Source organism: Arthrobacter sp. MA-N2 (assembly GCF_000517125.1).
Classification (GTDB): Bacteria; Actinomycetota; Actinomycetes; order Actinomycetales; family Micrococcaceae; genus Arthrobacter; species Arthrobacter methylotrophus.
Window position 1 is genome coordinate 124,962 of record NZ_KI912157.1, and the last position, 21,789, is coordinate 146,750.

The 21,789-nt window shown below is 61.0% G+C and carries 22 protein-coding genes; 13 read left to right on the plus strand and 9 right to left on the minus strand.

Going from position 1 to position 21,789, the window contains the following annotated elements; genetic code table 11:
• Positions 1-19: 19 nt before the first annotated feature.
• Entirely contained in the window at positions 20-1,234 is a 1,215-nt protein-coding gene (locus tag A3M3_RS26505; protein ID WP_051423491.1) for an aminotransferase class V-fold PLP-dependent enzyme, read from the minus strand.
• Positions 1,235-1,259: 25 nt separating this feature from the next.
• Complete coding sequence (locus A3M3_RS26510; RefSeq protein ID WP_155854519.1) at positions 1,260-2,657, minus strand: aminotransferase family protein; 1,398 nt, start codon at positions 2,655-2,657, stop codon at positions 1,260-1,262.
• Positions 2,658-2,727: 70 nt separating this feature from the next.
• Here A3M3_RS26510 and A3M3_RS0122215 point away from each other — a divergent pair, with 70 nt between their 5' ends.
• The 3 genes from A3M3_RS0122215 to gdhA all read left to right on the plus strand — a co-directional run bounded on the left by A3M3_RS0122215 (position 2,728) and on the right by gdhA (position 5,566).
• Positions 2,728-3,777, plus strand: coding sequence for an SIS domain-containing protein (locus tag A3M3_RS0122215; protein ID WP_081737011.1), 1,050 nt, complete (start codon positions 2,728-2,730; stop codon positions 3,775-3,777).
• A gap of 86 nt (positions 3,778-3,863) precedes the next feature.
• Complete coding sequence (locus tag A3M3_RS26515) at positions 3,864-4,115, plus strand: hypothetical protein (protein WP_197023368.1); 252 nt, start codon at positions 3,864-3,866, stop codon at positions 4,113-4,115.
• A gap of 113 nt (positions 4,116-4,228) precedes the next feature.
• Positions 4,229-5,566 carry an NADP-specific glutamate dehydrogenase gene (gene gdhA / locus A3M3_RS0122225; protein WP_028268152.1) on the plus strand — a complete coding sequence of 446 codons (1,338 nt, stop codon included), beginning with the start codon at positions 4,229-4,231 and terminating at the stop codon, positions 5,564-5,566.
• A gap of 382 nt (positions 5,567-5,948) precedes the next feature.
• Here the strand turns inward: gdhA and A3M3_RS0122230 are convergent, their stop codons facing one another.
• From A3M3_RS0122230 to A3M3_RS0122240, 3 genes are all read right to left on the minus strand, one after another.
• Positions 5,949-6,725, minus strand: coding sequence for a glucosamine-6-phosphate deaminase (locus tag A3M3_RS0122230; RefSeq protein ID WP_028268153.1), 777 nt, complete (start codon positions 6,723-6,725; stop codon positions 5,949-5,951).
• Positions 6,726-6,858: 133 nt separating this feature from the next.
• Entirely contained in the window at positions 6,859-7,854 is a 996-nt protein-coding gene (locus tag A3M3_RS0122235) for an ROK family protein (protein ID WP_081737012.1), read from the minus strand.
• Between the two features lie 76 nt (positions 7,855-7,930).
• On the minus strand, positions 7,931-9,046 hold the full coding sequence (locus A3M3_RS0122240; RefSeq protein ID WP_197023369.1) for an ROK family protein: 1,116 nt from the start codon (positions 9,044-9,046) through the stop codon (positions 7,931-7,933).
• A 210-nt stretch (positions 9,047-9,256) separates the two neighbouring features.
• Here A3M3_RS0122240 and A3M3_RS0122245 point away from each other — a divergent pair, with 210 nt between their 5' ends.
• Genes A3M3_RS0122245 through A3M3_RS0122285 form a run of 9 tightly spaced genes read left to right on the plus strand, consistent with a single transcriptional unit; the run spans position 9,257 to position 18,830 of the window.
• Positions 9,257-10,372 (plus strand): ABC transporter substrate-binding protein, encoded by a 1,116-nt coding sequence (locus A3M3_RS0122245; protein WP_081737013.1) that lies wholly within the window; start codon positions 9,257-9,259, stop codon positions 10,370-10,372.
• A gap of 39 nt (positions 10,373-10,411) precedes the next feature.
• Entirely contained in the window at positions 10,412-11,164 is a 753-nt protein-coding gene (locus A3M3_RS0122250) for an ATP-binding cassette domain-containing protein (RefSeq protein WP_028268157.1), read from the plus strand.
• Positions 11,161-12,384 (plus strand): sugar ABC transporter permease, encoded by a 1,224-nt coding sequence (locus A3M3_RS0122255; RefSeq protein WP_028268158.1) that lies wholly within the window; start codon positions 11,161-11,163, stop codon positions 12,382-12,384. Before A3M3_RS0122250 ends, A3M3_RS0122255 begins: the two co-directional genes overlap by 4 nt.
• 9 nt (positions 12,385-12,393) lie before the next feature.
• Positions 12,394-13,239 (plus strand): sugar phosphate isomerase/epimerase family protein, encoded by an 846-nt coding sequence (locus A3M3_RS0122260; RefSeq protein WP_028268159.1) that lies wholly within the window; start codon positions 12,394-12,396, stop codon positions 13,237-13,239.
• A gap of 53 nt (positions 13,240-13,292) precedes the next feature.
• The gene (locus tag A3M3_RS26520; RefSeq protein WP_051423494.1) at positions 13,293-14,906 is read left to right on the plus strand and encodes a GMC family oxidoreductase; all 1,614 of its coding nucleotides are present in this window, start codon (positions 13,293-13,295) and stop codon (positions 14,904-14,906) included.
• A gap of 15 nt (positions 14,907-14,921) precedes the next feature.
• On the plus strand, positions 14,922-15,797 hold the full coding sequence (locus A3M3_RS26525) for a sugar phosphate isomerase/epimerase family protein (protein ID WP_051423495.1): 876 nt from the start codon (positions 14,922-14,924) through the stop codon (positions 15,795-15,797).
• On the plus strand, positions 15,794-16,789 hold the full coding sequence (locus A3M3_RS0122275) for a Gfo/Idh/MocA family protein (RefSeq protein WP_028268160.1): 996 nt from the start codon (positions 15,794-15,796) through the stop codon (positions 16,787-16,789). Before A3M3_RS26525 ends, A3M3_RS0122275 begins: the two co-directional genes overlap by 4 nt.
• Positions 16,790-17,794: a Gfo/Idh/MocA family protein gene (locus A3M3_RS0122280; protein WP_028268161.1), complete on the plus strand. Its 1,005-nt coding sequence runs from the start codon at positions 16,790-16,792 to the stop codon at positions 17,792-17,794.
• Positions 17,795-17,813: 19 nt separating this feature from the next.
• The gene (locus A3M3_RS0122285; protein ID WP_028268162.1) at positions 17,814-18,830 is read left to right on the plus strand and encodes a zinc-dependent alcohol dehydrogenase family protein; all 1,017 of its coding nucleotides are present in this window, start codon (positions 17,814-17,816) and stop codon (positions 18,828-18,830) included.
• Positions 18,831-19,010: 180 nt separating this feature from the next.
• On the opposite strand, the gene A3M3_RS0122290 is transcribed toward A3M3_RS0122285, so the two are convergent.
• A complete protein-coding gene (locus A3M3_RS0122290) occupies positions 19,011-19,304 on the minus strand; it encodes a type II toxin-antitoxin system RelE family toxin (RefSeq protein WP_028268163.1) in 294 nt (97 codons plus the stop codon).
• Positions 19,301-19,576 (minus strand): type II toxin-antitoxin system Phd/YefM family antitoxin, encoded by a 276-nt coding sequence (locus A3M3_RS0122295; protein ID WP_028268164.1) that lies wholly within the window; start codon positions 19,574-19,576, stop codon positions 19,301-19,303. The genes A3M3_RS0122290 and A3M3_RS0122295 overlap by 4 nt, the downstream gene beginning before the upstream one ends.
• A 239-nt stretch (positions 19,577-19,815) precedes the next feature.
• Between A3M3_RS0122295 and A3M3_RS26530 the strand changes: the two genes are divergently transcribed.
• The gene (locus A3M3_RS26530) at positions 19,816-20,034 is read left to right on the plus strand and encodes a hypothetical protein (RefSeq protein WP_028268165.1); all 219 of its coding nucleotides are present in this window, start codon (positions 19,816-19,818) and stop codon (positions 20,032-20,034) included.
• Positions 20,035-20,346: 312 nt separating this feature from the next.
• Here A3M3_RS26530 and A3M3_RS29135 read toward each other — a convergent pair whose 3' ends face one another.
• Positions 20,347-20,610 carry a hypothetical protein gene (locus A3M3_RS29135; protein ID WP_231497403.1) on the minus strand — a complete coding sequence of 88 codons (264 nt, stop codon included), beginning with the start codon at positions 20,608-20,610 and terminating at the stop codon, positions 20,347-20,349.
• A 186-nt stretch (positions 20,611-20,796) separates the two neighbouring features.
• On the minus strand, positions 20,797-21,735 hold the full coding sequence (locus A3M3_RS0122310) for an aldo/keto reductase (protein ID WP_028268167.1): 939 nt from the start codon (positions 21,733-21,735) through the stop codon (positions 20,797-20,799).
• Positions 21,736-21,789: the final 54 nt, after the last annotated feature.

The window sequence follows — 21,789 nt, forward strand, 5'->3', positions numbered from 1 at the left end:
ATGTCCTTATTGGTAGGTGTCAACGCTCGGAGGAAGACTTAGACGTTTCGAGCGAGGAAACGGCGTTGCGGAACGATTCGTCGGAGAGGCTGGCCCGCAAAATGCGCAGGATCGTGTCCGGCCCTGAACGCATCGGGTTGATGCGGATGGCGTATTGCTCGAGCCCTGGCATGGCCTTGAGGAAGGTGCTGGTCAGGTAAGTGAACAGGGGCAGGAACTCATACTGGGCTTCTTCACCGACGGACTGGCTGGGGGACCCGTTTCGCCATGCGGACCGAACAAATTCTTCCGCCAGAGGGCGGTCGAAGGTGAGCACGATGGATCGGATTCCAGGTTGCGCGGCGAAAGCCCGGTGGACAAAGGGAAGCTCCCCGGAAATCGCCAGTTCGTTGATGCGCTGCGTTGCATCGAGCACGGTCTGGTTTTGAATCGCCAGGGCAATGGGTGCGTGAACCAGCATGCGCAACGCTCCCATGGCTTGCGATCCTTGTACCTGGCAACCGGCGGACGACAGATCCCGGCGTATCGAGTTGACCAGCTTTCCGTCTCCTACGACTACCCCGATGGGTGTGGGGGCGAGGAGCTTGAACAGCGAAATCGCGGATGCATTGGCACCCATTTGAGCGCCGATCTTCCGGGCACGCATCACTGCGTAGTTGTCATCGACGAGGATGGCCGCATCTGCGCCGCAGATCTCCCTCGCGGATTCGATGACTGCGGCAATGTCATGAGAGTCGCCGAGCTGCTGTGGAACGTGCTGGACGTAGATCCCATCGGGCCGGGCGTTATGCAGCGTGTCCTTGAGGCCTTTCAAGTCATTGAAGTCCGCGTAGACCAGCTGCAGTCCCATGTGATTCATGGCCGGCAGAGTTGTTTTATATGGATGCGCGTTGTGCAGCACGACTTTGGCCCCCGGCCTGAGGCCGGCGTTGAGCATTCCCCGGATGGCACCCGAACCTGCGCCGTGTATCAGTACAGCGTCTTCGGTTCCGAAGAAGTCGGCCAGCACCTGTTCGACATTGGCCGTACTTCTGGGCCGTCCTCCGCCTCCGAAACCGACCGTTGCCAAGTCCCTGACCTGCCCGTAGTCTTCGGTGAAAACCGCGTCCGAGCCCATCACGCGCTGCGCGGCATCCACGAGGGCGAACTGGCTCGTGATTGCTTCTGCGACGTTCATGTGGTCCCGTACGGCCGTAGTTTCCAGTCGTGCGCAGACCTGTTCGATGAATTCCACTTTTCCGCCTCCGTCAGATGACTCGCTATTTTGGAAGGTCATTGAGGACTTCGTCGATTGCGCGCATGGTCGCCGTGACCATGTCTTCAACTTCGGATCGGGTCGAGACGAGGGCTGGAAAGAGGGTGATAACGTCTCCCGACGCCCGGCACATGAAGTTCTGGTTCATGGCCGTTTGGACGACCTTCTTGCCCACGCCCCACGCTGCCGGGAACGGCTCACGGGTCTTGGTGTCTCGAACAAGTTCAATGCCCATAAGCATGCCCTTGCCTCGGACGTCCCCCACATGCGGGTGGCGTTCGCCGAATTCGCGGAACTGGTCGAGCATCCATGAACCGAGAACGTCTGCATTCTGGACCAGGTCCTCATTCTCGATCGCGTCGAGAACTGCGAGTCCGGCGGCGCAGGCGGCAGGATGTGCGGAGTACGTGTGGCCTGCGACCTTGGCCTGGGGCCCCTCGAGCAGCACATCCATGATGCGCTGCGAGGCGATGGCTGCGCCGAGCGGGATGTAGCCTCCGGTGATGCCTTTGGACGAGGTAACAATGTCGGGCTGTGCGCCGTAGTGCTCAAACCCGAAGTATTTTCCGGTCCGGCCAACGCCGATGAACACCTCGTCATCGATCCACAGGATGTCGTATTTGTCGCAGATCTCACGAAGACGTTGCAGATAGTTGGGCGGCGGTGTCAGGACCAACGCAGCGGGAATTGCTTCGGCGAGGATGCCGGCGACGGTGTCGGGACCTTGTGTGAGGATTTCGTCCTCGATGGCCTGAGCGCAGAGCTCACCGTATTCTTCTGGGGTCATGCCCTTGGGCCGCCGGTAGACGTAGCAGGCGTCAAGCTCGATGAATCCTGGTGCGAGGGGTTGAAACCATTCCCGGAATTCGGGGCTGCTGCTGGCGCTGGCACCGATCAGGCTGGTGCCGTGATAGCTGGACTTCCGGTACAGGAACTTCGTTTTTGACGGATTGCCCCGCTTCTTGTGATAGGACTTGGCGATCTGGGTGGCGCTCTCAACCGCCTCGGAACCAGAGCTGACGAAAAAGGAAGTTGTGAGGTCCCCTGGGGCGATCTGCGCGATGCGTTCCGCCAGCCGGATCGACGGTTCGTTAAGGAAAGTACGCAGGGAAACCCACGCCATATTCCGCATCTGCCTGGAAACCGCGTCCGCCACATCATCACGGCCATGTCCAAGGGTGGCCGCCGCCGAGCCCCCCGAAAGAGCGTCCAGGTACCGGCGTCCATCGATATCGTCGATGTATACCCCCTGGGCCTTTACTGCCACCGGACCCTCGGCTCGGAGCGTCTCCTCGGTAGTTACGCCGTGCCGCCACAGATGCTTGACAGCACTGTCAACCAGGGCGCCTTTACGGTCGGAAGACATAGAAATCGAGTCCGAGGACTCGGAAAGAGTTTCCACACTAGCTCCCAATGTTGTTGTAACATCATTATCAGTCGTATCACGCTAACATGCAGAAGGGACCGCCGCAATGAATGGAAAAACTCCTGGCGAGTGGATGCTCGAGGACATGTACGAACAGCCCGATCGGGTGGCTTCAGCACTACGGGAGGCGGGGTCAAAGGCTGACTCCCTGGCCGCGGTATTGGAAGCAGCGGACTTTGTCGTGCTGCTCGGACGCGGATCATCTCGTTCCGCCGCCACGTACGCAGCTGAGCTTTTCCGGAACGTCGCGGGAAAACCCGCCTACTTGGTGTCCCCTGCCCAGCTCGGCTGGGGAGCAACCGCAACGGATCTTCGCCGCGCAGCCGTCATCGCCATATCCCAGTCTGGGGAGAGCCGGGAAATCCTGGCTGCCGCGAGGCGGGCCCTTTCCTTGGGCGCACAGCTGATTGTTGTGACCAATTCACCGGATTCCGAGTTGGCCGCGCTTGTTCCCTCGGATCTCGTCGTTGACTACAGGGCAGGTGTGGAAGTTGCTATTCCTGCGACGAAGAGCTTCACAGCTTCATTAGCGGCACTGCTCGGCATCGCAATGTCATCCCGGCCCGGTCAGTTGAGCGACGCCATTGCGGAGATTCCGCGGAGAATGACCCAGGTTTTGCACGACGAAAGAGCGCGATTTACCACGTGGGCTTCGGGATTTGTACTCGCGGGGGAAGGCTTCGCGGAAGCTGTTGCAGAAGAAGGAGCGATCAAACTCAGAGAGACGCTGCTTCTTCCGGCGTCCGTCTTTGAAGCCAGCGAATTCCTCCACGGAAGCATCAATTCCGCGTCGGCGACTACCACGGTCGTCGCCATCGCCGCAGACTCGGTGGGCGCCCATCTTGCGGCCCAGGTAGTCGAAGGGGGATTGGCAAGAGGCGCAAACACGGTGTATATCGGCAGCAACCTCCCACCGATCGGAGGTCAGGTCATCACTATCCCGGAAGTGGCGCCGGAGTGGGTTCCGTTCTTGGCGATAATTCCCATCCAGTTCGCCGCCCGAGCAACGAGCCTCCGTGAAGGCCTCGACCCGGATCTTCCGTCAGGGCTTTCGAAGATCACCCGGATCGAGAACAGCAACCATGTGCCCGGGTGACGGAGCTTCATTGGACAGGTTGCGCCGGGACAGGTGAATACGGTCTACACCACGTTGGACCGATGGATGGTTGCCTGAACCAGCACATGGAACAACTCAAAGCCCCTATCGCCATCAAAGCCCATATCGCCGAGGATTGGTGCCTGGCGGCCGGAAAGATCGTAGAGATTCGACGATGGGGCCAGAGAATTCGGATCGGTCAGGTTGACGCTGTGGCCGCGGACGGAACGATCGTGTGGATCGCCGGCTCTGGCGTCGAAACCAGGGCGTTATTCGAAAGAGCCCAGGGATTTCAGGTATGGGTTCCTGTGCTGGCGGGTCTTAGCCTTGCTGGCTAGTGGGACTGTCGCAACCAGGTCAAACGGAGCCGGACTGCACCGTAGTCCTATCAGTATTGAGAATTGTCGTAGTGCGTCCGTCCAATGCGGGCGCCGAATTCGAGGAGAGTTGCATGGACGCACGGCTTGAAGCCATCCGGAACACGGTGCTGGCCAGGAATCCGGGGGAGGACGAGTTCCACCAAGCGGTGACTGAAGTCTTCGAAAGCCTCGGCCCGGTACACGACCGACACCCCGAGTTCCTTGAGGGCGCCGTCCTTGAGCGGCTGTGCGAACCGGAGCGGCAGATCATTTTCCGTGTCCCATGGACGGACGACGCCGGACGCGTGCAGATCAACCGTGGCTTCCGCGTGGAGTTCAACTCCGCCCTTGGCCCGTACAAGGGCGGACTGCGGTTCCACCCGTCGGTGTACCTGGGCATCGTGAAGTTTCTCGGCTTCGAGCAGATCTTCAAGAATGCCCTGACCGGCATGCCGATCGGTGGCGGCAAAGGCGGCGCCGACTTCGACCCGCGTGGCCGCTCGGACGCCGAGATCATGCGTTTCTGTCAATCCTTCATGACGGAGCTGTATCGCCACATCGGCGAGTACACGGACGTCCCGGCTGGTGACATCGGAGTGGGCGGACGCGAGATCGGCTACCTTTTCGGCCAGTACAAACGCATCACGAACCGCTACGAGTCCGGCGTCCTGACCGGCAAGGGCATCTCCTGGGGCGGTTCCCTCGTGCGTCCCGAAGCCACCGGCTACGGCACTGTAATCTTCACCGAGGAAATGCTCAAGACCCGCGGTCAATCCTTCGATGGCCAGCGCGTAGTGGTCTCCGGCTCCGGCAATGTCGCCATTAACGCCATTGCTAAGGCGCAGTCGCTCGGCGCCGTCGTAGTAGCCTGCTCCGATTCCTCCGGCTACATCGTGGACGAAGCGGGCTTGAACGTCGCACTTCTCCGTCAGATCAAGGAAGTCGAGCGCGGACGCCTCAAGGACTACGCCGTCCGCCGGTCCGCCGTCGCCTATGTGGAGGGCGGCTCCGTTTGGGATGTCGATGCCACGGTGGCGCTGCCCTGTGCGACGCAGAACGAGCTCGGCGGAGAGGCCGCCGCGCGGCTGGTGCGCAACGGCCTCATCGCGGTGGGGGAGGGCGCCAACATGCCGTCCACCCGTCACGCCATTGCGGTCTTCCAGGACGCCGGCCTGCTGTTCGGCCCGGGCAAGGCAGCCAACGCCGGCGGGGTGGCAACTTCGGCACTTGAGATGCAGCAGAACGCGACCCGCGATTCTTGGTCCTTCGAGTACACGGAACAGCGCCTCACGGAGATCATGGTCGGAATCCACCGCCGCTGCGAAACAACAGCGGACGAGTATGGCGCCCCGGGAAACTACGTGCTAGGCGCGAACGTCGCAGGATTCGTCAAGGTGGCCGACGCGATGCTCGCACAGGGCCTGATCTAGGAATGAAACGGCGGCGGATGTCGATGTCGGAGTAGCCGTCGAAAGCGGCGCGGCAATTGCTGCTGGCTCCAGCAATCGGCGAACACTGCCGTCACGCCATCGCTGAGTGAAAATCAATGAGCGCGCATCGGATCCCGGGGAACACGATCAGCTACTGCGGCGCGGGCATCGCCGGCCGGCACGCCCCCTCATGGTGGAGCACCCGTGCCTCTGCCAGGGGGCCCGGATCGTCGGTCGGTTAGATCGCAGCACGGGCACATCGCGCCTGACCGTTGAAACTGTGCAGCCTTCGCGATGCGGGAAGCCGTGTTTAGTCGGTTCAGAACCCGTCGTCGCAGACCGTTGCTGGGACGCCGATTCTGGCATTCGGTTGCGTAACGCTTTAACTGGACTGGTCGGGCTTGTTTCTGTGGATGTATTTGTAGAAATCCGCAAGCTCCAGCCCGGCGGCAGCTGAATTATCGACATACACTGTCACCGATGGATGCAGTTGGATAACCGAGGCGGGGCATCGGCTTGAAACCGGGCCTTCGAGTGCCGCAGCTATGGCCTCGGCCTTTGTAGCTCCCTGTGCAAACAGCAGCAATTGCCGAGCGTCCATAATGGTTCCCAGACCTTGGGTTATGCAGTGTCGCGGGACCTCGTCGAGGGTGGAAAAGAACCGAGCGTTATCTTCCCTGGTCAGCTGGCTCAGAGTTTTGATTCGGGTGCGGCTGGCGAGCGAAGAGCCCGGTTCGTTGAAGCCCAGGTGTCCGTCACTTCCGATGCCGAGGATCTGGACATCGACGCCTCCAGCTGACTTGATCGCTGCCTCGTATCGGTCTGCAGCCTGCTGGGGGTCTGCTGCGTCGCCCTCGGGAACATGGACAAGTTCGGGGTTCAGCCCGAGCGGCCCTGTTACTTCACGCTCAATCGTGGCGGTATACGACCGCTCGTCCGATGCCGCGATCCCGATGTATTCGTCCAGGGCGAAGCCGCTCACGTTCCGCATGTTTAGCCCTCCTGACACGTATCGCTCCATCGCTTGGTACAAAGGCAGTGGGGACGATCCGGTGGCTAGGCCAAGGACGGTTTCCGGGTTTTCATTGATAATCCGGGCAAGCCGCTTCGCTTCTACTTCTCCGGCTTCCTCAAGTGATTCGACGATGATGATTTCCATGGTGCTCCTTTTCCGCTGCTGGGCGATGGCTGACGCAGCTGAAGATGATAGGTCGGCCGAGTGGGTGATTGCATTAGGAAGCCGAGTGGGTGATTACATTAGGAAATCGCGCGGTCCGGCTGGTGGGACTGGCTTAGAGTTTCCGACGTCCGGCGATTGCGGCACCGATGACCCCGGCGTCCTCGCCGAGTGACGCCGGTAGAACGAGAGGCGACGACGTCGCTCCTAAGACCGACAGGGCATCGTTGAGTGGATGGAAAAGATCCGGACCGGATTCGGCCAAACCGCCGCCCAGGACCATGACCTCAGGACCGATTAGCGCCGAGATCTGGACTATCGCTTCCGCCAGAGCGTCGACAGCTTCCAGCCATACCGCTTCAGCGGAACGGTCGCCGTTCTTCAGGCGCTGGACCACTTCATCTGCGCCCGTGACTGGGGTTCCGGAACGGGCGTTGTATCTTCGAACGATGGCCGCGGCCGAAGAAATGGCCTCCAGGCAACCGGTCGCTCCGCAGGCGCATGCCGTATGGGCCGCAACCCTGAGGTGCCCGATTTCCCCTGCCCTACCTCGAGCGACGCAGATCCTGCCATCCACAAACAGTGCTGCCGCTATTCCCGTGCCCAATGCCATGATGACCGCGTTTTCGTACCCGGAAGCCGCCCCAAGGCGGTATTCCGCTAGGCCAGCGGCGCGAACGTCATGCCCGAAATAGACGGGCATCTGGAGTCTTTGTTCAAATATCGGCCGGAACGGCACATTGCTCCAGCCAAGGTTGTGCGCGAGGACACCGGTGCCCGCTTCCTCATCAACAATCCCGGGCACAACCACCGCGGCCGCGCACCGGTCCGATCCCGCGAGCTCCTGCGAGAAGTCATGGATGGTTCGCTCAATGAGGTCGACGAGCAGTGCAGGGGTCTCCTTCCCCGCGACGGGTGTGGGGATCCTGCGGACCGGACTCATCTTGCCGTCCGGATGGATAAGCGCTGCCTTGACCGCGGTCCCTCCGACGTCAAAGGCGACCACTGTTCCGTTTGCGGGTCCCAGATTGACTTTCGGGGGCTGGGCTGCGACCGCCCTGCCCACATCGGTGCCGGCATCGGTTCCGCCTCCAGCGGCCCTGTCTAGCATCTTGTTCCTCGCTTGTGGCTGTTGTACTCGGAATGCGTCACGTTTCATGGGGTGGCCCTCTCCGGCCGGCAGGCAATCAGCAATCCGCGGTGCCACGGCTGACCTGCTCGAAGAGGCCTTCCGGATCCCGAAGCAACGGTTCGAAGGCTATTTCGGCGGCACCGAAGATCTGTGCGTCGTCAAAGGTGGAACCGACGAGCGTCACCGGCTGTATCTGGGCAACGACAGAGATGTCCAGAGCGTCGTTCATTCGTTCCTCAAATCTCGACATTAAAGGGGACAGCGTCCCCGCGAGAACGACACGATCGGGTGAAAGCGTGTTAACAAGACTGATCAAGCCGACCTGCAAATGACCGACGATTCGATCCATTGCCGCGGGGAGGGGGGTGTCGCGGCTTAGGGCATCAAGCGCGGCCCTCAAAGAGAAGGGAGCGGATGCGACTTCACCCATTGCGGCGACCAGGGCGCGTCCGTCAACGAGGAGTTCCAAACAACCCCTCGATCCGCAGCTGCACTTGGGTCCTAAAGGATCGACGATCAGGTGTCCTGCCTGCAGGGGTTGGTCGGATCGGCCCGTTTGTCCATCGGCCAGGATTAGCGCTGAACCCACACCGATCTGCTGCCCCGCGAGGTACAGAAGTCGCTGCGCCCCCCGTCCCGCGCCCATACGGAACTCCGCAAGCGCCCCGAGCGTCGCGTCATGGGCAATCAACGTCGGCACGTTGGCAGGTAGCCACTGCTCCAGGACCGCTGCCATCGGGATGTTGCGCCATCCCAGAGGAAGGACGGCACGAGCTATGCCTGCGTGGGGGTCGAACACGCCCGGGACGGAGATGCCGATACCTACACACTTCGGCCCCAACGCCCCGTGTACCTCGTTGATGGTCTTGGCGATTGTTGCCAGCGTCTCAAACGGATCCATGCCTGTGGCGTTGAAGGATTCGAACCGGCGCAGCTTAATGGTGCGTGCCAGGTCCATGACGGCCAGATCCAGGCCGTTGGAACCAAGGACACACGCAATGACTACCGCACCGGAATCAACTATTTCAAGTGTGGCGGACGGTCGGCCTGGCGTGCCGTCTCCGACGGTCGAGCCGGCACGGAGCAGGGCCAAACGTTGAAGGTCATCCACCGCCTTTCCTGCTGCACTCCGGGCCAGCGAAGCCGCCGCAGTGGCGTCCGACCGCGTCATGGGGCCGTCCGTGCGAATGGCACTCAGCATTCGTCCTGCGGCTGTCGAACCAATGAGCGGTATTGCCGAGGGCGTGCTTGTCGGGTAGTTTGTTCTCACGAGAACAAACTACCCGATAGTTTCTTGCAATCCAAGGCCCAGCCGGCGTGATTCAAGCCCTCCAAGGCCCTGCATCAGATATTTCAATGACGAAAGAAAGGCGGTTTTCTCTTGAAAACCAATCGTAATTACCGGTCTGCCGCCGTGGCGTTGGCCGTTTTCGCAGTAGCCGGTTTGGGACTGAGCGGATGCGCCGAGCCCTCAAATTCCCCGGCAGCGACGGCGGCCCCCAGCGGAAAGATTGCGCTGCTGCTTCCTGATCTGGTGACCGCGCGCTGGGACCAGCAGGACAAGCCGGTCTTTGAGGCAGCAGCCAAAGCCGCTTGCGCTTCCTGTTCTGTTACTACTTACAACGCCAAGGGCTCGGCCAGCACGCAGCTGCAGCAGGCCGAGGCGGCGGTGACGAACGGTGCGACGGTCGTGGTTGTGGCTCCCGTCGATTTCCGGTCGGCGGCGCAAATCGTGGACAAGGTGCATTCTTCCGGGGCGAAAGTGATCAGCTACGCCAGTATTATCCAGAGCAAGAACGTTGACTATGGTGTGACAACGGACATCGCCGGCATCGGAGCGCAGCAGGCCCAGAGCTTGGTCGACGGGCTGAAGGCCAAGGGCATCACGAGTGGCGGACTCATCGTGATGAACGGGTCTCCCTCCGACGCCTTCGGCTCAAAATATAAGGCGGGGGCGCACTCGATTCTGGATAAGACAAATTTCAGCATCGCCGCCGAGTATGACACCAAGGACTGGTCCGCCGACAACGCGCAGAATCAGATGTCCCAGGCGATCACCAAGGTGGGTAAAGACGGATTCGTCGGTGTTTACGCGGCGAATGACCAGCTCGCCGGCGGCGTAATCGCAGCAATGAAGGCCAACGGCATCGACCCGACCACCCGGCTGATCACCGGACAGGATGGGGCGTCTGCAGCCCTGCAACGGATCCTCACTGGTGAGCAGTACAACACCATTAACCTGCCGATCAAGGAATTCGCCGCGAATACCGCAAAGATCGCCGTCGCTTTGGCGCAGGGCCAGACACCTCCCGCGAATCTGGTCAACGGCACCGTGGATGGCCCCGACGGAGTAAAGATTCCTGCCTACTTGTGGTCCAACAACGTCATCACCGTCAAGAACGTCGCAGACATGATCGAACCCAAGGGCTTCTGGAAGCTGGACGAAATCTGTACCCCGGACTACAAGGCGGCCTGCACCAAGGCCGGGCTGCTCTGAAGCTGACCCAAACTATGAACACAAAGGAGTCATGGCATCATGACTGAAGCCCTTTTGAGCTTTCATTCTGTAACAAAGTCATACGGGACAATCCGTGCATTGGAGGACGTCTCCTTCTCCATCAAAAGAGGGGAGGTTGTCGCTCTTGTGGGTGACAACGGTGCCGGCAAATCGACATTCGTCAAAGTGCTGTCCGGAACCGTAGCTCCAGATAGTGCCGTGATGGAATTTGAAGGCAAAACCATCCACCTCGACAGCCCTCTCGCCGCCGTGGACCTGGGGATCGCCACCGTTTACCAGGACTTGGCCGTGTGCAGCAACCTCGACGTGGTGGCGAACCTCTTCCTGGGCCGTGAACGCCACCGCGGATCGATTCTGAACGAACTCGAAATGGAACAGGAAACCAGCCAGCTACTGGCCGAACTTTCTGTCCATCCCCGCTCCCTGCGTGTACCCATCAGCAGTCTCTCCGGGGGCCAGCGGCAGTCTGTTGCGATTGCCCGGTGCCTGCTGGGTAACCCCAAGCTAGTCATTCTCGACGAACCCACCGCCGCCCTCGGCGTAGCACAGAAGGCCCAGGTCATCGACCTCATTCGGCGGCTCCAGGCACGCGGCCTCGCTGTGGTGCTGATCAGTCACAACCTTGCCGAGGTTTTTGCCGTGGCTGACCGGATTGAAGTTCTGCGGCTCGGCCGAAATGGGGGGTCCTTTCCCGGGGACGAGCAATACCAAGACGAAGTTGTGGCCGCGATTACCGGCACACAGCTTTCAACGCCGAAGGAAGTTGCATGAGCGCCCAAACACTGATTTCTCCGTCACCCGACGGGCCCCTCAAGGATAGAGACATTTCGCTCGCCGCCAGGCTGCGGGGACTGGTTCGCGCCGACGATGCTACCCGCGTCGGCGTTCTCCAGGTCGTGATCGGCCTGGCCGTAATTTGGGCGGTGTTCTACATCCTGAACCCGGCATTTCTCTCACCGACCAACCTCACGAATCTGGCCCTGCAGATTGTGGCAGTCGCGACGATGTCAATCGGAGTTGTCCTGGTCCTGCTGATCGGCGAAATCGACCTGTCTATTGGAACGGTAAGTGGCCTCGCCGCATCCGTGATGGCGGTCCTGAACGTGTCACAAGGCCTGCCCGCCGCGTGGGCAATCTTTCTCGCCCTTGGATGCGGCGCGGTGGTGGGGCTCATCCATGGCCTGATCATCTCCACCTTCGGCGTTCCGTCCTTTGTCGTGACTCTGGGCGGCCTCATCGGCTGGCAAGGTCTTCAGCTGCTGCTGCTCGGAGACACCGGAGCCATCAACCTCACCGATCCTGCCATTGAGGGCCTTACAAGCTCCTTCTTCGCTCCGTGGGTTGGGTGGGCCCTGACGGCGATCCTGGTAGCTGCCATATCGGTCCGGACATTCGGTGTCCGAGTCAACCGCCGCAAGGTGGGCTTGAACAACACTCCGGTTGCCGCTGACATGATCCGGCTCGCGGTTATTGCGCTTGTCCTCGCCACCACTGTCCTTGTCTTAAGTGCAAGCCGGGGCATTCCGTTGAGCGTGCTCCTGCTTCTCGGACTTGTGCTGCTGATGGATTTCATTTGCCGCCGCACGCTCTTTGGTCGTCGGCTGTTCACGGTCGGCGGCGACGCCCAGGCGGCCTCCCGTGTGGGCGTCCACGTGAAAACCACCACTGTTCTGGTATTCGTGCTCGTCTCGACCTTCGCTGCCCTCGGCGGAATCCTTTCCGCATCACGGCTGCTGGCAGTCAACGAGACGTCCGGCGCAGGGGAAATCCTCCTTAACGCCATCGCCGGAGTCGTCATCGGCGGGACAAGCCTCTTCGGCGGCCGCGGCAGTGTCTGGTCTGCCGTTCTCGGCGCCCTCGTTATCGGATCTATTTCCAATGGAATGGACCTGCTCGCGCTTCCTTCGCCCGTGAAATACATGATTACCGGGGCAGTGCTGATTGCGGCCGTCATATTCGACGCCGTTATGCGGCGCAGGCAGAGCAGGTAGGGAACGAACATGAAAAAAGGAATCAACGTCTGGTCGTTGGCATCCGGAACGTCGCCCGAGGAAGCCCTCCGGCTGTCTCACTCAGCCGGCTTTCAGGGTGTGGAACTGGTTCTGTCGGAGACCGGGAAGCTTAGTCTTGAGAGCACCCCGCAGGAACTACGCTCTCTCAGGGGACATGCGGAAGACCTGGGTATCGAAATTCATTCCCTGGCGACAATGCTGCAGCTGCAGTACAACTTGGTGAGCGATAGTCCCCTTGTCCGCCAAAAGGCAGTAGATGCAACCAAGGTCCAGATCGAGACCGCCAAAGTCCTCGGAGCCGAAACGGTACTGGTCGTGCCGGGTTACGTAGGGGTGGATTTCATTCCGGACGCGGAGACTGTGCGCTACGACCACGCCTATGACCGCGCCCTGGACGCCTTTCGCGAGCTGGCGCCCTTCGCTGAGGCGGCAGGCATCCGCATCGGAGTAGAGAACGTGTGGAACCGATTCCTGACCACTCCCCGAGAAATGCGCGAGTTCCTGGACGAAGTCGGCAGTCACTACGTGGGTTCGTACTTTGACATTGGAAATGCGCTCGGAACGGGATTCCCCGAGCAATGGATCGAGATCCTGGGGCACCGGATCGTCAAGGTCCATGTGAAGGACTACCGCACCAACCCAGGAGGACTGAGTTCCTTCGTGGACCTGCTTTCCGGCGACGTGAACTTTCCGGAGGTCCTGCGGGCGTTGACGGAAGTCGGGTTCAACGACTACTGCTCCGCGGAAGTGACCCCGTACCGGTGGCACCCCGAACAAAGCGCTTATAACGCTTCCGCCTCGATGGATCGAATCTTCGGCTGGAACCAGAACTAGCGGCCGCCAGGCAGGCCAGCGTACGAAAGAACTATGGTCAGGAGGGCCATCCCGTGAGTAATGAATTTGACTACATCATCGTCGGCGGAGGAACAGCGGGCTGCGTCGTTGCAGCGCGCCTCACCGAAAATCCGGGCACCAAGGTCCTGCTGCTGGAGGCAGGGCCGGACTACCCCACCAACGAAGCAACGCCAGACGGCGTGCACGAATCGCGCTACGTTCCAATGCGCGGCCACGCACCCGAGGTCGATCCCCGCCACGACTGGGGACTCAACATTGAAATGAATGGCGCGACGATTGTGGTTCCTCAGGCCCGGCTCATCGGCGGCGGCTCTGCCATCAACGGCACCCTGGCCCTTCGCGGAGCCACCGCCGACTATGCAGAGTGGGCTGGCGCCGGCAACCCCGACTGGTCCTGGGACCAGGTGCTCCCCGCGTTCCGTGACCTGGAGGACGACACCGCTCCCGGCGTCGGCATCCACGGGCGCGGCGGTCCCTATCCGATCACACGAACGGCGGAGCCGGAACTCGCGCGCCTGCAGAAGGGCTTCGTGGACAGTGCACGCAGCGTAGGAGCGACGGACTGCTGGGACTTCAACGCCCCCGACGCGCAGGGTGTCGGCCCGGTGCCCCAAAGCCGTGCCGGAAACCGCCGCGTCTCCACCGCTATCGCCTATCTCAACCCGGTCCGTCACCGCGAAAACCTCACTGTTCGCGGGGAGACCCTGGTCTCGCGCGTACTTTTCGACGGTGCTCGGGCGACCGGCGTTGAGCTGGCGGACGGCAGCACCATCACGGCCGGTGAGGTGGTCCTAAGTGCTGGCGCCATTGTGACGCCAGCACTGCTCCAGCGCTCCGGCGTCGGACCCTCGGGGCTCCTCGCGGCAATGGAAGTTCCGCTCGTCTCGGACCTACCCGTTGGCGAAAACCTGGCCGACCACAGCTGTGTGCCCTTGATGGCGCCTCCCCGTGAGGGGTCCTGGTCTCCTGACGACGCCAGCCTCCAGGCGGTATGGCGGTTTTCCACCAGCCAGCAGCCGGACAGCCTCGATGCCCAGCTGACCATGTTCAGCTACCTTAATGTGCGCACCACTGGAGACGGTGCCCGCGGCATGGCCGGAGCCGGCAACGAGGGGCTGGACAACGTGGCCGGCATCGGCTGCGTCATCAACAAACCCCGGTCCACCGGCGTCGTCCAGATCACCTCTACGGACCCTGCCGTACTACCCTTCGTGGACCCCAGATACCTCTCGGATCCGATTGATCTAGCTGTCATGCGAGAGATCGTCCGGCGCGGGTGGCAAGTCTTGACGGCCGAACCGCTGGCCGGCCTGCTGGGGGAACCGCTGGGCATGGATGAAGAAACTGTAGCGGACGATGAGTCGCTGGATGCGGCCATCTACCGGACGATCGCTTCCGGGTATCACTTCACCGGTACCTGCAAAATGGCGCCGGTTAACAACGGCGGCGTGGTCGATCAAAGCGGGCTTGTCTACGGGTGCCAAGGCCTGCGTGTCGTTGATGCCTCGGTTCTTCCCACCATCCCCGCCGCTAACCCCATGCTGCCAATCGTCATGGTTGCCGAACGGCTCGTGGCGATGGCCCGCGGCATAACCGTCCCAGACCCCAGTACAGACGAAACCCACGACTTGGCGCGGACCGCCTGAAGGGAATACCAAATCATGAAGACGAATGCCCTATTCGCGCTGGACACCTGGTTCTATAACTCGCTTGGCTCCTACAATCTCGAGGCCAAATGCGAGATGCTGGCCGAGCTCGGCTACGACGGCATTAACCTCACCCTCTGGAGCGATGAATCCTGGGCCGATGTCGCGAGGATCCCCGCAATCAACCAGCGCTTCGGCATCGACGTCACGGGGGTCTACGCCTCGGTGTCCGGCCCGGACGACGCCGAAGGGGTGCGCCGGGTTTCTGAGCTGCTGGAGACGATGGAAGGCTGCACGCTCGTCGACTTAGCCATCCTCGGCAGCCCGGAGGCCCACACCAATTCCGACCCCCGCGGTGATGCCTCCGTGCAAAGAATGTTGAAGGACCTCCTCGCCATCGCCGAGCGACGTGGCATTACGCTGTCCCTGTACCACCACATCGGATGCTGGATGGAAACCCTCGACGACGCCATGCGCCTATGCCTTGCTGTCAACCACCCCAACCTCAAGATCACATTCTCCAGCCACCACTGGTACCTCACCGACGGCAAACATCCGGAACGGACATTGGAACGCATCAGTCCCTACCTGTCCGGGGCAAACTTCTGCGGTAGCCGCCGCGTTCCCAGCGACAACGGCACGGATGCAACAATCGAGCTCCTGGATGATGGTGAACAGGACAATTTCTATTTGCTGAGCTTGCTTCAGAAGACCGGCTTCACGGGGCCAATCGGCGTCCAAGGATTTTCCATGGGCGGGGACGTCTACTCGAAACTCCGCCGGTCCATTGCCGCCTACGAGGACATCCAGCGTCGGCTGAAGCAGCACCCCGAATGGGCGGATTTCCGCAACGACCCCATCCCCTCAGCCCGTGAGGACGTATTGGCGTGAGCGAACGAAGAGTCGGAATCATCGGCACGGGGTTCATGGGCGAAGTTCACACGGCCGCCTGGCGTGCTATCGGCTCGGCCCCGTCGGCCGTTCTTGCACGGTCCACAACGCTCCGACCCGCGTATCTGGGCAACCTGGAAGTCGACATTTACGACGACCTCCAGGAATTCCTGGCAGCGGTGGACATAGTTGACATCTGCGCCCCAACGCATCTCCACGCAGAATTTGCTTTGGCAGTGGCGGCGGCGGGCAAGCCGGCAATCTGTGAAAAGCCGCTGTCCCTCAGCGTAGACGAGGGGCTGGAGGTCATCAGCGCCTTCGAAAGGGCCGGCGTGCACCTGCACGTCGGACACATACTCCGCTACAGCCCGGAATACACGGCTGCACGGCAGGCCGTCGAAGCCGGCCGGATCGGAGAACCGGCCGTGCTTCGGCTCTCCCGTCTGTCATTTGCCCCGGAACGCGGCCAGGCGAGCTGGTTCGAGGACGACAGTAAGTCGGGCGGAATCGCGTTCGACCTAATGATCCACGACCTGGACTATGCCCGCTGGATTGCTGGAGAGGTGGTCTCGGTCTTCGCCAAGTCAGCCCCAAAGTCGCGTGGCCACGCCATCGCCGTACTCAAGCACGCTGGCGGTGCTATCACCCATATCGAAAGTTCCTGGTCAAGCCCCGTTCCGGAATTCCGGACAAGCTTCGAAATCGCAGGCGAACACGGCATTCTCGGATTCTCATCGGATGAATCCACGCCGCTGACCCTGCGGCTGCACGAAGAACGGAACGACAGCAGCACAGGTCTCGGCAATATGTCGCTGGCGGCCAACCCGTTCGAACTGGAGCTGCAGAATTTCCTGGAAGTAGTTGACGGAACAGCACATCCGGCCATCACGCCCCGTGACGCCCTCGCGGCGGTTCAACTGGCGGCCGCCGTGCGGCAATCCGCACGCACCGGTCAGCCTGTCCGGATTGAATCAATAGGAAAAGGTGAATAAGTGGAGCGCATAGGCATTTTGGGCGTGGCTCATCTGCACGTTGACGCCTACATCCGGAACCTGCGTGAGGCCGGCGCCCAGGTCGTTGGCGTCTACGACCGGGACGCAGCCCGCGGGGCCGCCTGGGCGCGCAAATACGAGGTGGCTTACTACTCGGACGCCGACGAGCTGCTCGCTCAGGGCGTCGACGGCGTACTCGTTTGCGCCGAAACCCTTTACCACCGCGAACTGGTGGAAAAGGCGGCCGAGGCCGGTGCAGCCGTCTTGTGCGAAAAGCCGCTCGGGGTGGACATGGAGGACTCGCAGGCGATTGTCCGCAGCTGCCGGGAGGCAGGGGTCCCGTTGATGACCGCTTTCCCAATGCGCTTCGACAAGTCCCTCAGCCAAGTGAGGGATCTGGTCATCAGCGGACAACTCGGGCAGGCGCGAGCTTTCTCCGGTACCAATCAAAGCGTCATGCCCATGCGGGAGCGCTCGTGGTTCGCCGACGGCGCACTGGCAGGTGGAGGCGCGATGATGGACCATATCGTCCACCTCGCCGATGCTTATAGCTGGATCATGGGCACACCACCGGAGGAGGTCTACGCGGTCAGCAACCGCATCGTCCACTCCGAATCGGTGACTGTGGAGACATCCGGACTCGTAATGCTCACCTACCCCGGAGGCGTTTTCGCCTCCATAGACTGCAGCTGGAACAGGCCGCTGAGCTATCCAACGTGGGGCGGTATGACTCTCTCCGTGGTCGGCGACGGCGGAACGGCCGACGCCGACCTGTTCAGCCAGCGGCTAACCCAGTTCGGTGGGGACCAGAACTTCGGCTGGATTCAGTGGGGCTTGGATACCAACCAGCTCATGATCGACGATTTCGTTGCATCCATCCGGGATAGCCGGAAACCGGCGGTGTCCGGCAGGGATGGCTTGATCGCGACGGCGGTGGCCATTGCTGCCCTCGAATCTGCCTCCACCGGCGCTCCCGTCTGTCTCTCACCTGATTTGTTCACTTAACCTACGAAGGAGCCAACCGATGCGCGCGGTTGTATTTGAATCACCTGGTCAACTCATGGTCAAAGACCTGCCAGACCCCACCCCAGGTCCCAAGGACGTCCTCATTAAGGTTGCAGCAGTCGGAATGTGCGGCACTGACATCCACGTATTCGAGGGCGACTACCTCGGGGGCCAATTCCCGATGATTCCCGGCCACGAGGCCACAGGCACCGTCGAAGCAATCGGCGAGGCTGTCACCGGATTCTCGATCGGGGACCGGGTGGCGGTCGATCCAACGATGACCTGCGGGGAATGTGAGTACTGCCTCAACGGCCGTAACAACCTTTGCCGCAACTGGGACTCGATGGGTGTGATCAGCAGCCACGGCGCCTCGGCAGAGCTTCTCCTCGCCCCGGCGAAAAACGTGTACGCCTTGGCCCCGGATGCAGACCTCTACGACGCCACGATGATCGAACCGATTTCCTGCGCTATCCGGGCCCTTGACATCCTTCCGCGCAGAATCGGCGAGCACTACCTGATCTACGGTGCCGGCACCATGGGCCTGTTGCTGGCTCAACTCGCCCCCCGCGCGGGCGCGGCCTCGGTCAGCGTCGTGGACCCCAACGAGAGCCGCCTGCAGCTCGCCAAGGAAGTCGGCGTCCAAATTGTTGCTACCGGCGCCGGTCAACTCGAGCGTGAAACGTGGGACGTTGTCATTGACTGCACCGGGGTCATTGCGGCCATCGAAGACGGAATGCCGAGGGTGAAGCCGGGCGGCTATTTCCAGCAGTTCGGAGTCGCCGCCGTCGACGCCAAGGCCCGATACTCGCCACTGAGCATCACCAAGGATGAAATCAACATCGTCGGATCCATGGCTGCACGGCACACCTTCGGACGAGCCGTAGAGATGTTCACGGCGGGCGCCATCAACGTCAAGCCGATGTTCAGCCACGCTTTTGCCTTGGACGACTACGAAACGGCCATGGATACCTTCCGCCGGGGCACCGGCCGTAAGCTTCAGATCCGGCCCGGGGCTACCGAGTCCAAGGTACTCTGACTGCCCACTCACGGACACGATAGGTGGCCAAGTCCGGGATCGACGCCTCAGGGCGTTTGGAGCCGAGTTTTTGGGTAGCGAAATAGACTTCACAGGAACCAAGTTTCGAAGCGGAAGTAGATTTCCGGTCACCCACAATGTGGACGACGCCCCTAATCGTTCCCTGGGGAAATGGCGAGTCTAACGCGGCTTGTAGACGTCGGACCGGTGTTCGATGCGGTGGATGTACAGGATGTGCGCTTCAATGTCCAGGGTGAACAGCACCCTGTAGTCGCCGCGCCGTGCGGTGCGGAGTCCGAGCAGTTCGTTCGTGAGGGGTTTGCTCAGCCGGTGGGGATTGTCGGCCAGCGCGCCGGTGACGAATCCGATCATCGCGGTTGCCGCTTTCTCTGGCAGCCGCCGGAATCCCTTCAGTGCCGGGCTGGTGACCTCGACGTTCCAGGGTGCGGGGCCGGTGGATTCTGGCTGGGTCACCGCGGAGGCAGCCCGAATTCACGGCGGAGCTCTGCGCCGCTGGTCGTGTTGCCCTCGACGATGTCGCGCCGGGCCTGATCCAGGTCTTCGCGGATGCCCGGCTGTGAGAGCCAGTGGATGGTTTCCTGCAGGGATTCCAGGTCATCGGCGGACATCAGCACCGCCGATGGGTGCCCGTGCCGGGTGATCTGGATGATCTCGTGCGTCGTGTCTGCTTCCTCCACGAGGGCGGAGAGCTTGTCCTTGGCTTCGCTGAGCGGTACGGTTCTCATGCGGGAAATTATAGCCTGATGTCAGGCCATCAACTAGCCCGACTTTTAGCCGATAACCAGCCTTATGTAAAGTAAAATACTTTAAGCTTCAACTAAATTCCGGGACTGTGTCCTGTCCCATTGTCCTTTCTCAATTTAGTTGGCCATTTTCGCAACTTACTTGGCCACGTACGGGTTCCTCGCCCGCCAAGAACGGTGGCTTCCTGATACTTGACGTTCTCTGGGAAACGGACAAGGGCATGACGAGCACGAACCCGCTGTACTTCACCGCCAAGGATGCTGACGGTCGCGAAGCCTACTCTGAGCTGGGGATCGATGGTCAGCTTGGTACGGGCCAGGTCCCTGTCGGTGACAAGACGCGCGGCAATGTAGCGTTCGACATCAAACCGGGTACATCGATCGTGGTTATCACGAGCCCGTTGCTGGATGAGGTGGCTCGCATCACGGTGACGCCATAACCGTAGGAAGGCCCGGCACTCCCTTACGTGGAGTGCAGGAGGCAACCGTGAATCCTCAGCGGATATTTCACTCCTTCACACCCCTCCCAACTCGGTCATTTTGATTCCCCGACCAACCGCGGAGAAGTCAGCGAGGGTCCGAATTGTCACGGCTGGTGTTGCTGCACCGGACTGGATCTTCCAGGTACTGCTCCGTGTCAGCGAAGGTGGCGGTCTGGATCTGCGGTTGATGGTTTTTGCGTTGCACTTGGCAGCACAAGAAGCACCGGCAGGTGTGTTTTCTCTGAGTCCGGAGAATCGTCCTGAGGCCGTTCAAACGGGGGACTCCTGATACGCGTGGCCAAGTGACTGGAGCAGCCTGATGCCTTCCCAGTGTCCGTACATCTTCCGTCCGTGTCCGTTTGAGTTGGTTACCCAGACAATCTTTGAGTCCGGTGACTTAGCATCCACTCTTGCTTTGTAGGAAACGCCCATCGGGTATTGCACCTCCACATCGGCGCCGACTTCAATCCAGGACCAGTCCTGCATGGGATACCGCGGTTCCGCAGGTTGCTGTCCAGCCTTCTTTCTCCTCATTCTGTCCAATTCCCCTTTCTCGACCTCTTACCACGTCACGCTTGTAGGCCGCCCCATGATGCGTTGTCCGTAGGTTCGCCATTGTGTTGGAATATCTGACTCGACTGTCTTTTCTTGCTGTGGCGTCGCGTGGTCGAGCCCGCATGGCTGCAGTCCATCCCATCAAGGGATCGAGGGTGAGGGAACTCACTCCAAATCTCCCGTGCCGGCCGAAGCCAGGGCTTGGAGCTGGTACCAAAGCTGCTTTGGAATATCCCAATCAAACAGGCGTGCAGTTTGATCAATTCGCTCTGGATCCGACATCCCAACCAAGGTGGAACTTACACGGGGATCGCTCGTGGAGAATTGAAGCGCCGCAGCGGCGAGCGGTACTCCGTAATCCCCGCACAGCTGCTGCATCGCTGTAACACGTTCGAGGACGGCTTCGCTGGCCGGCCCGTAGCAGTAACTGCGCACCGCGGCGGGGCCCTTGGCGAGCATTCCTCCGCCGTAGGGTGCGGCGTTGACGAACCCAATGCCGCGAGCAGTCGCGGCCTCCAGAAGCGGTTGTGCCGTCTGATCAACCAAGCTGTAGCGGTTGTGGCTAAGAACCACGTCAAACGCGTCAGTTGCTAGATACTTCAGTTCCAAGTCAATGGGCGCTCCGGCGACACCCAAGTGCTGGATGACTCCCTCGTCCTGCAATTCGAGCAGAGCCTCGAGAGGACCGCCGGGTGCCGTTCCTTCCTCAAAGGTGATTCTTTCAGGATCATGGAGGTACACGAGCTGGAGGCGATCCAGGCCAAGCCGCCCGAGGCTCTCTTCCACAGACCGGCGGACTCGATCGCCCGAGAAATCTGCAGTCTCCTTGCATGGGTCCACTTTGGTGGCTAAGACGAAGCCTTCGGGAAGACCGCCGTTTTCACGGACGACGAGTCCGATTCTTCGCTCGCTTTCGCCTTGGCTGTATTCATTGGAGGTGTCCAGGAAGTTGAACGGGCCTTCAAAAACCCTCCTGACCGTGGCAACGGCGGTATCAGTGTCGACTTCGTAGCCGTATTGGGTGGGGTGGCTGCCGAGAGCGCACGTCCCTACGCTGATCGGTGAGACTGACAGGCCCGTACGGCCAAGGACGCGGTGGTTCATGGTTCTCCTTGAGATCTATTCAACTTTGAGCAGTGCACAGCAGAGCACCGGAGA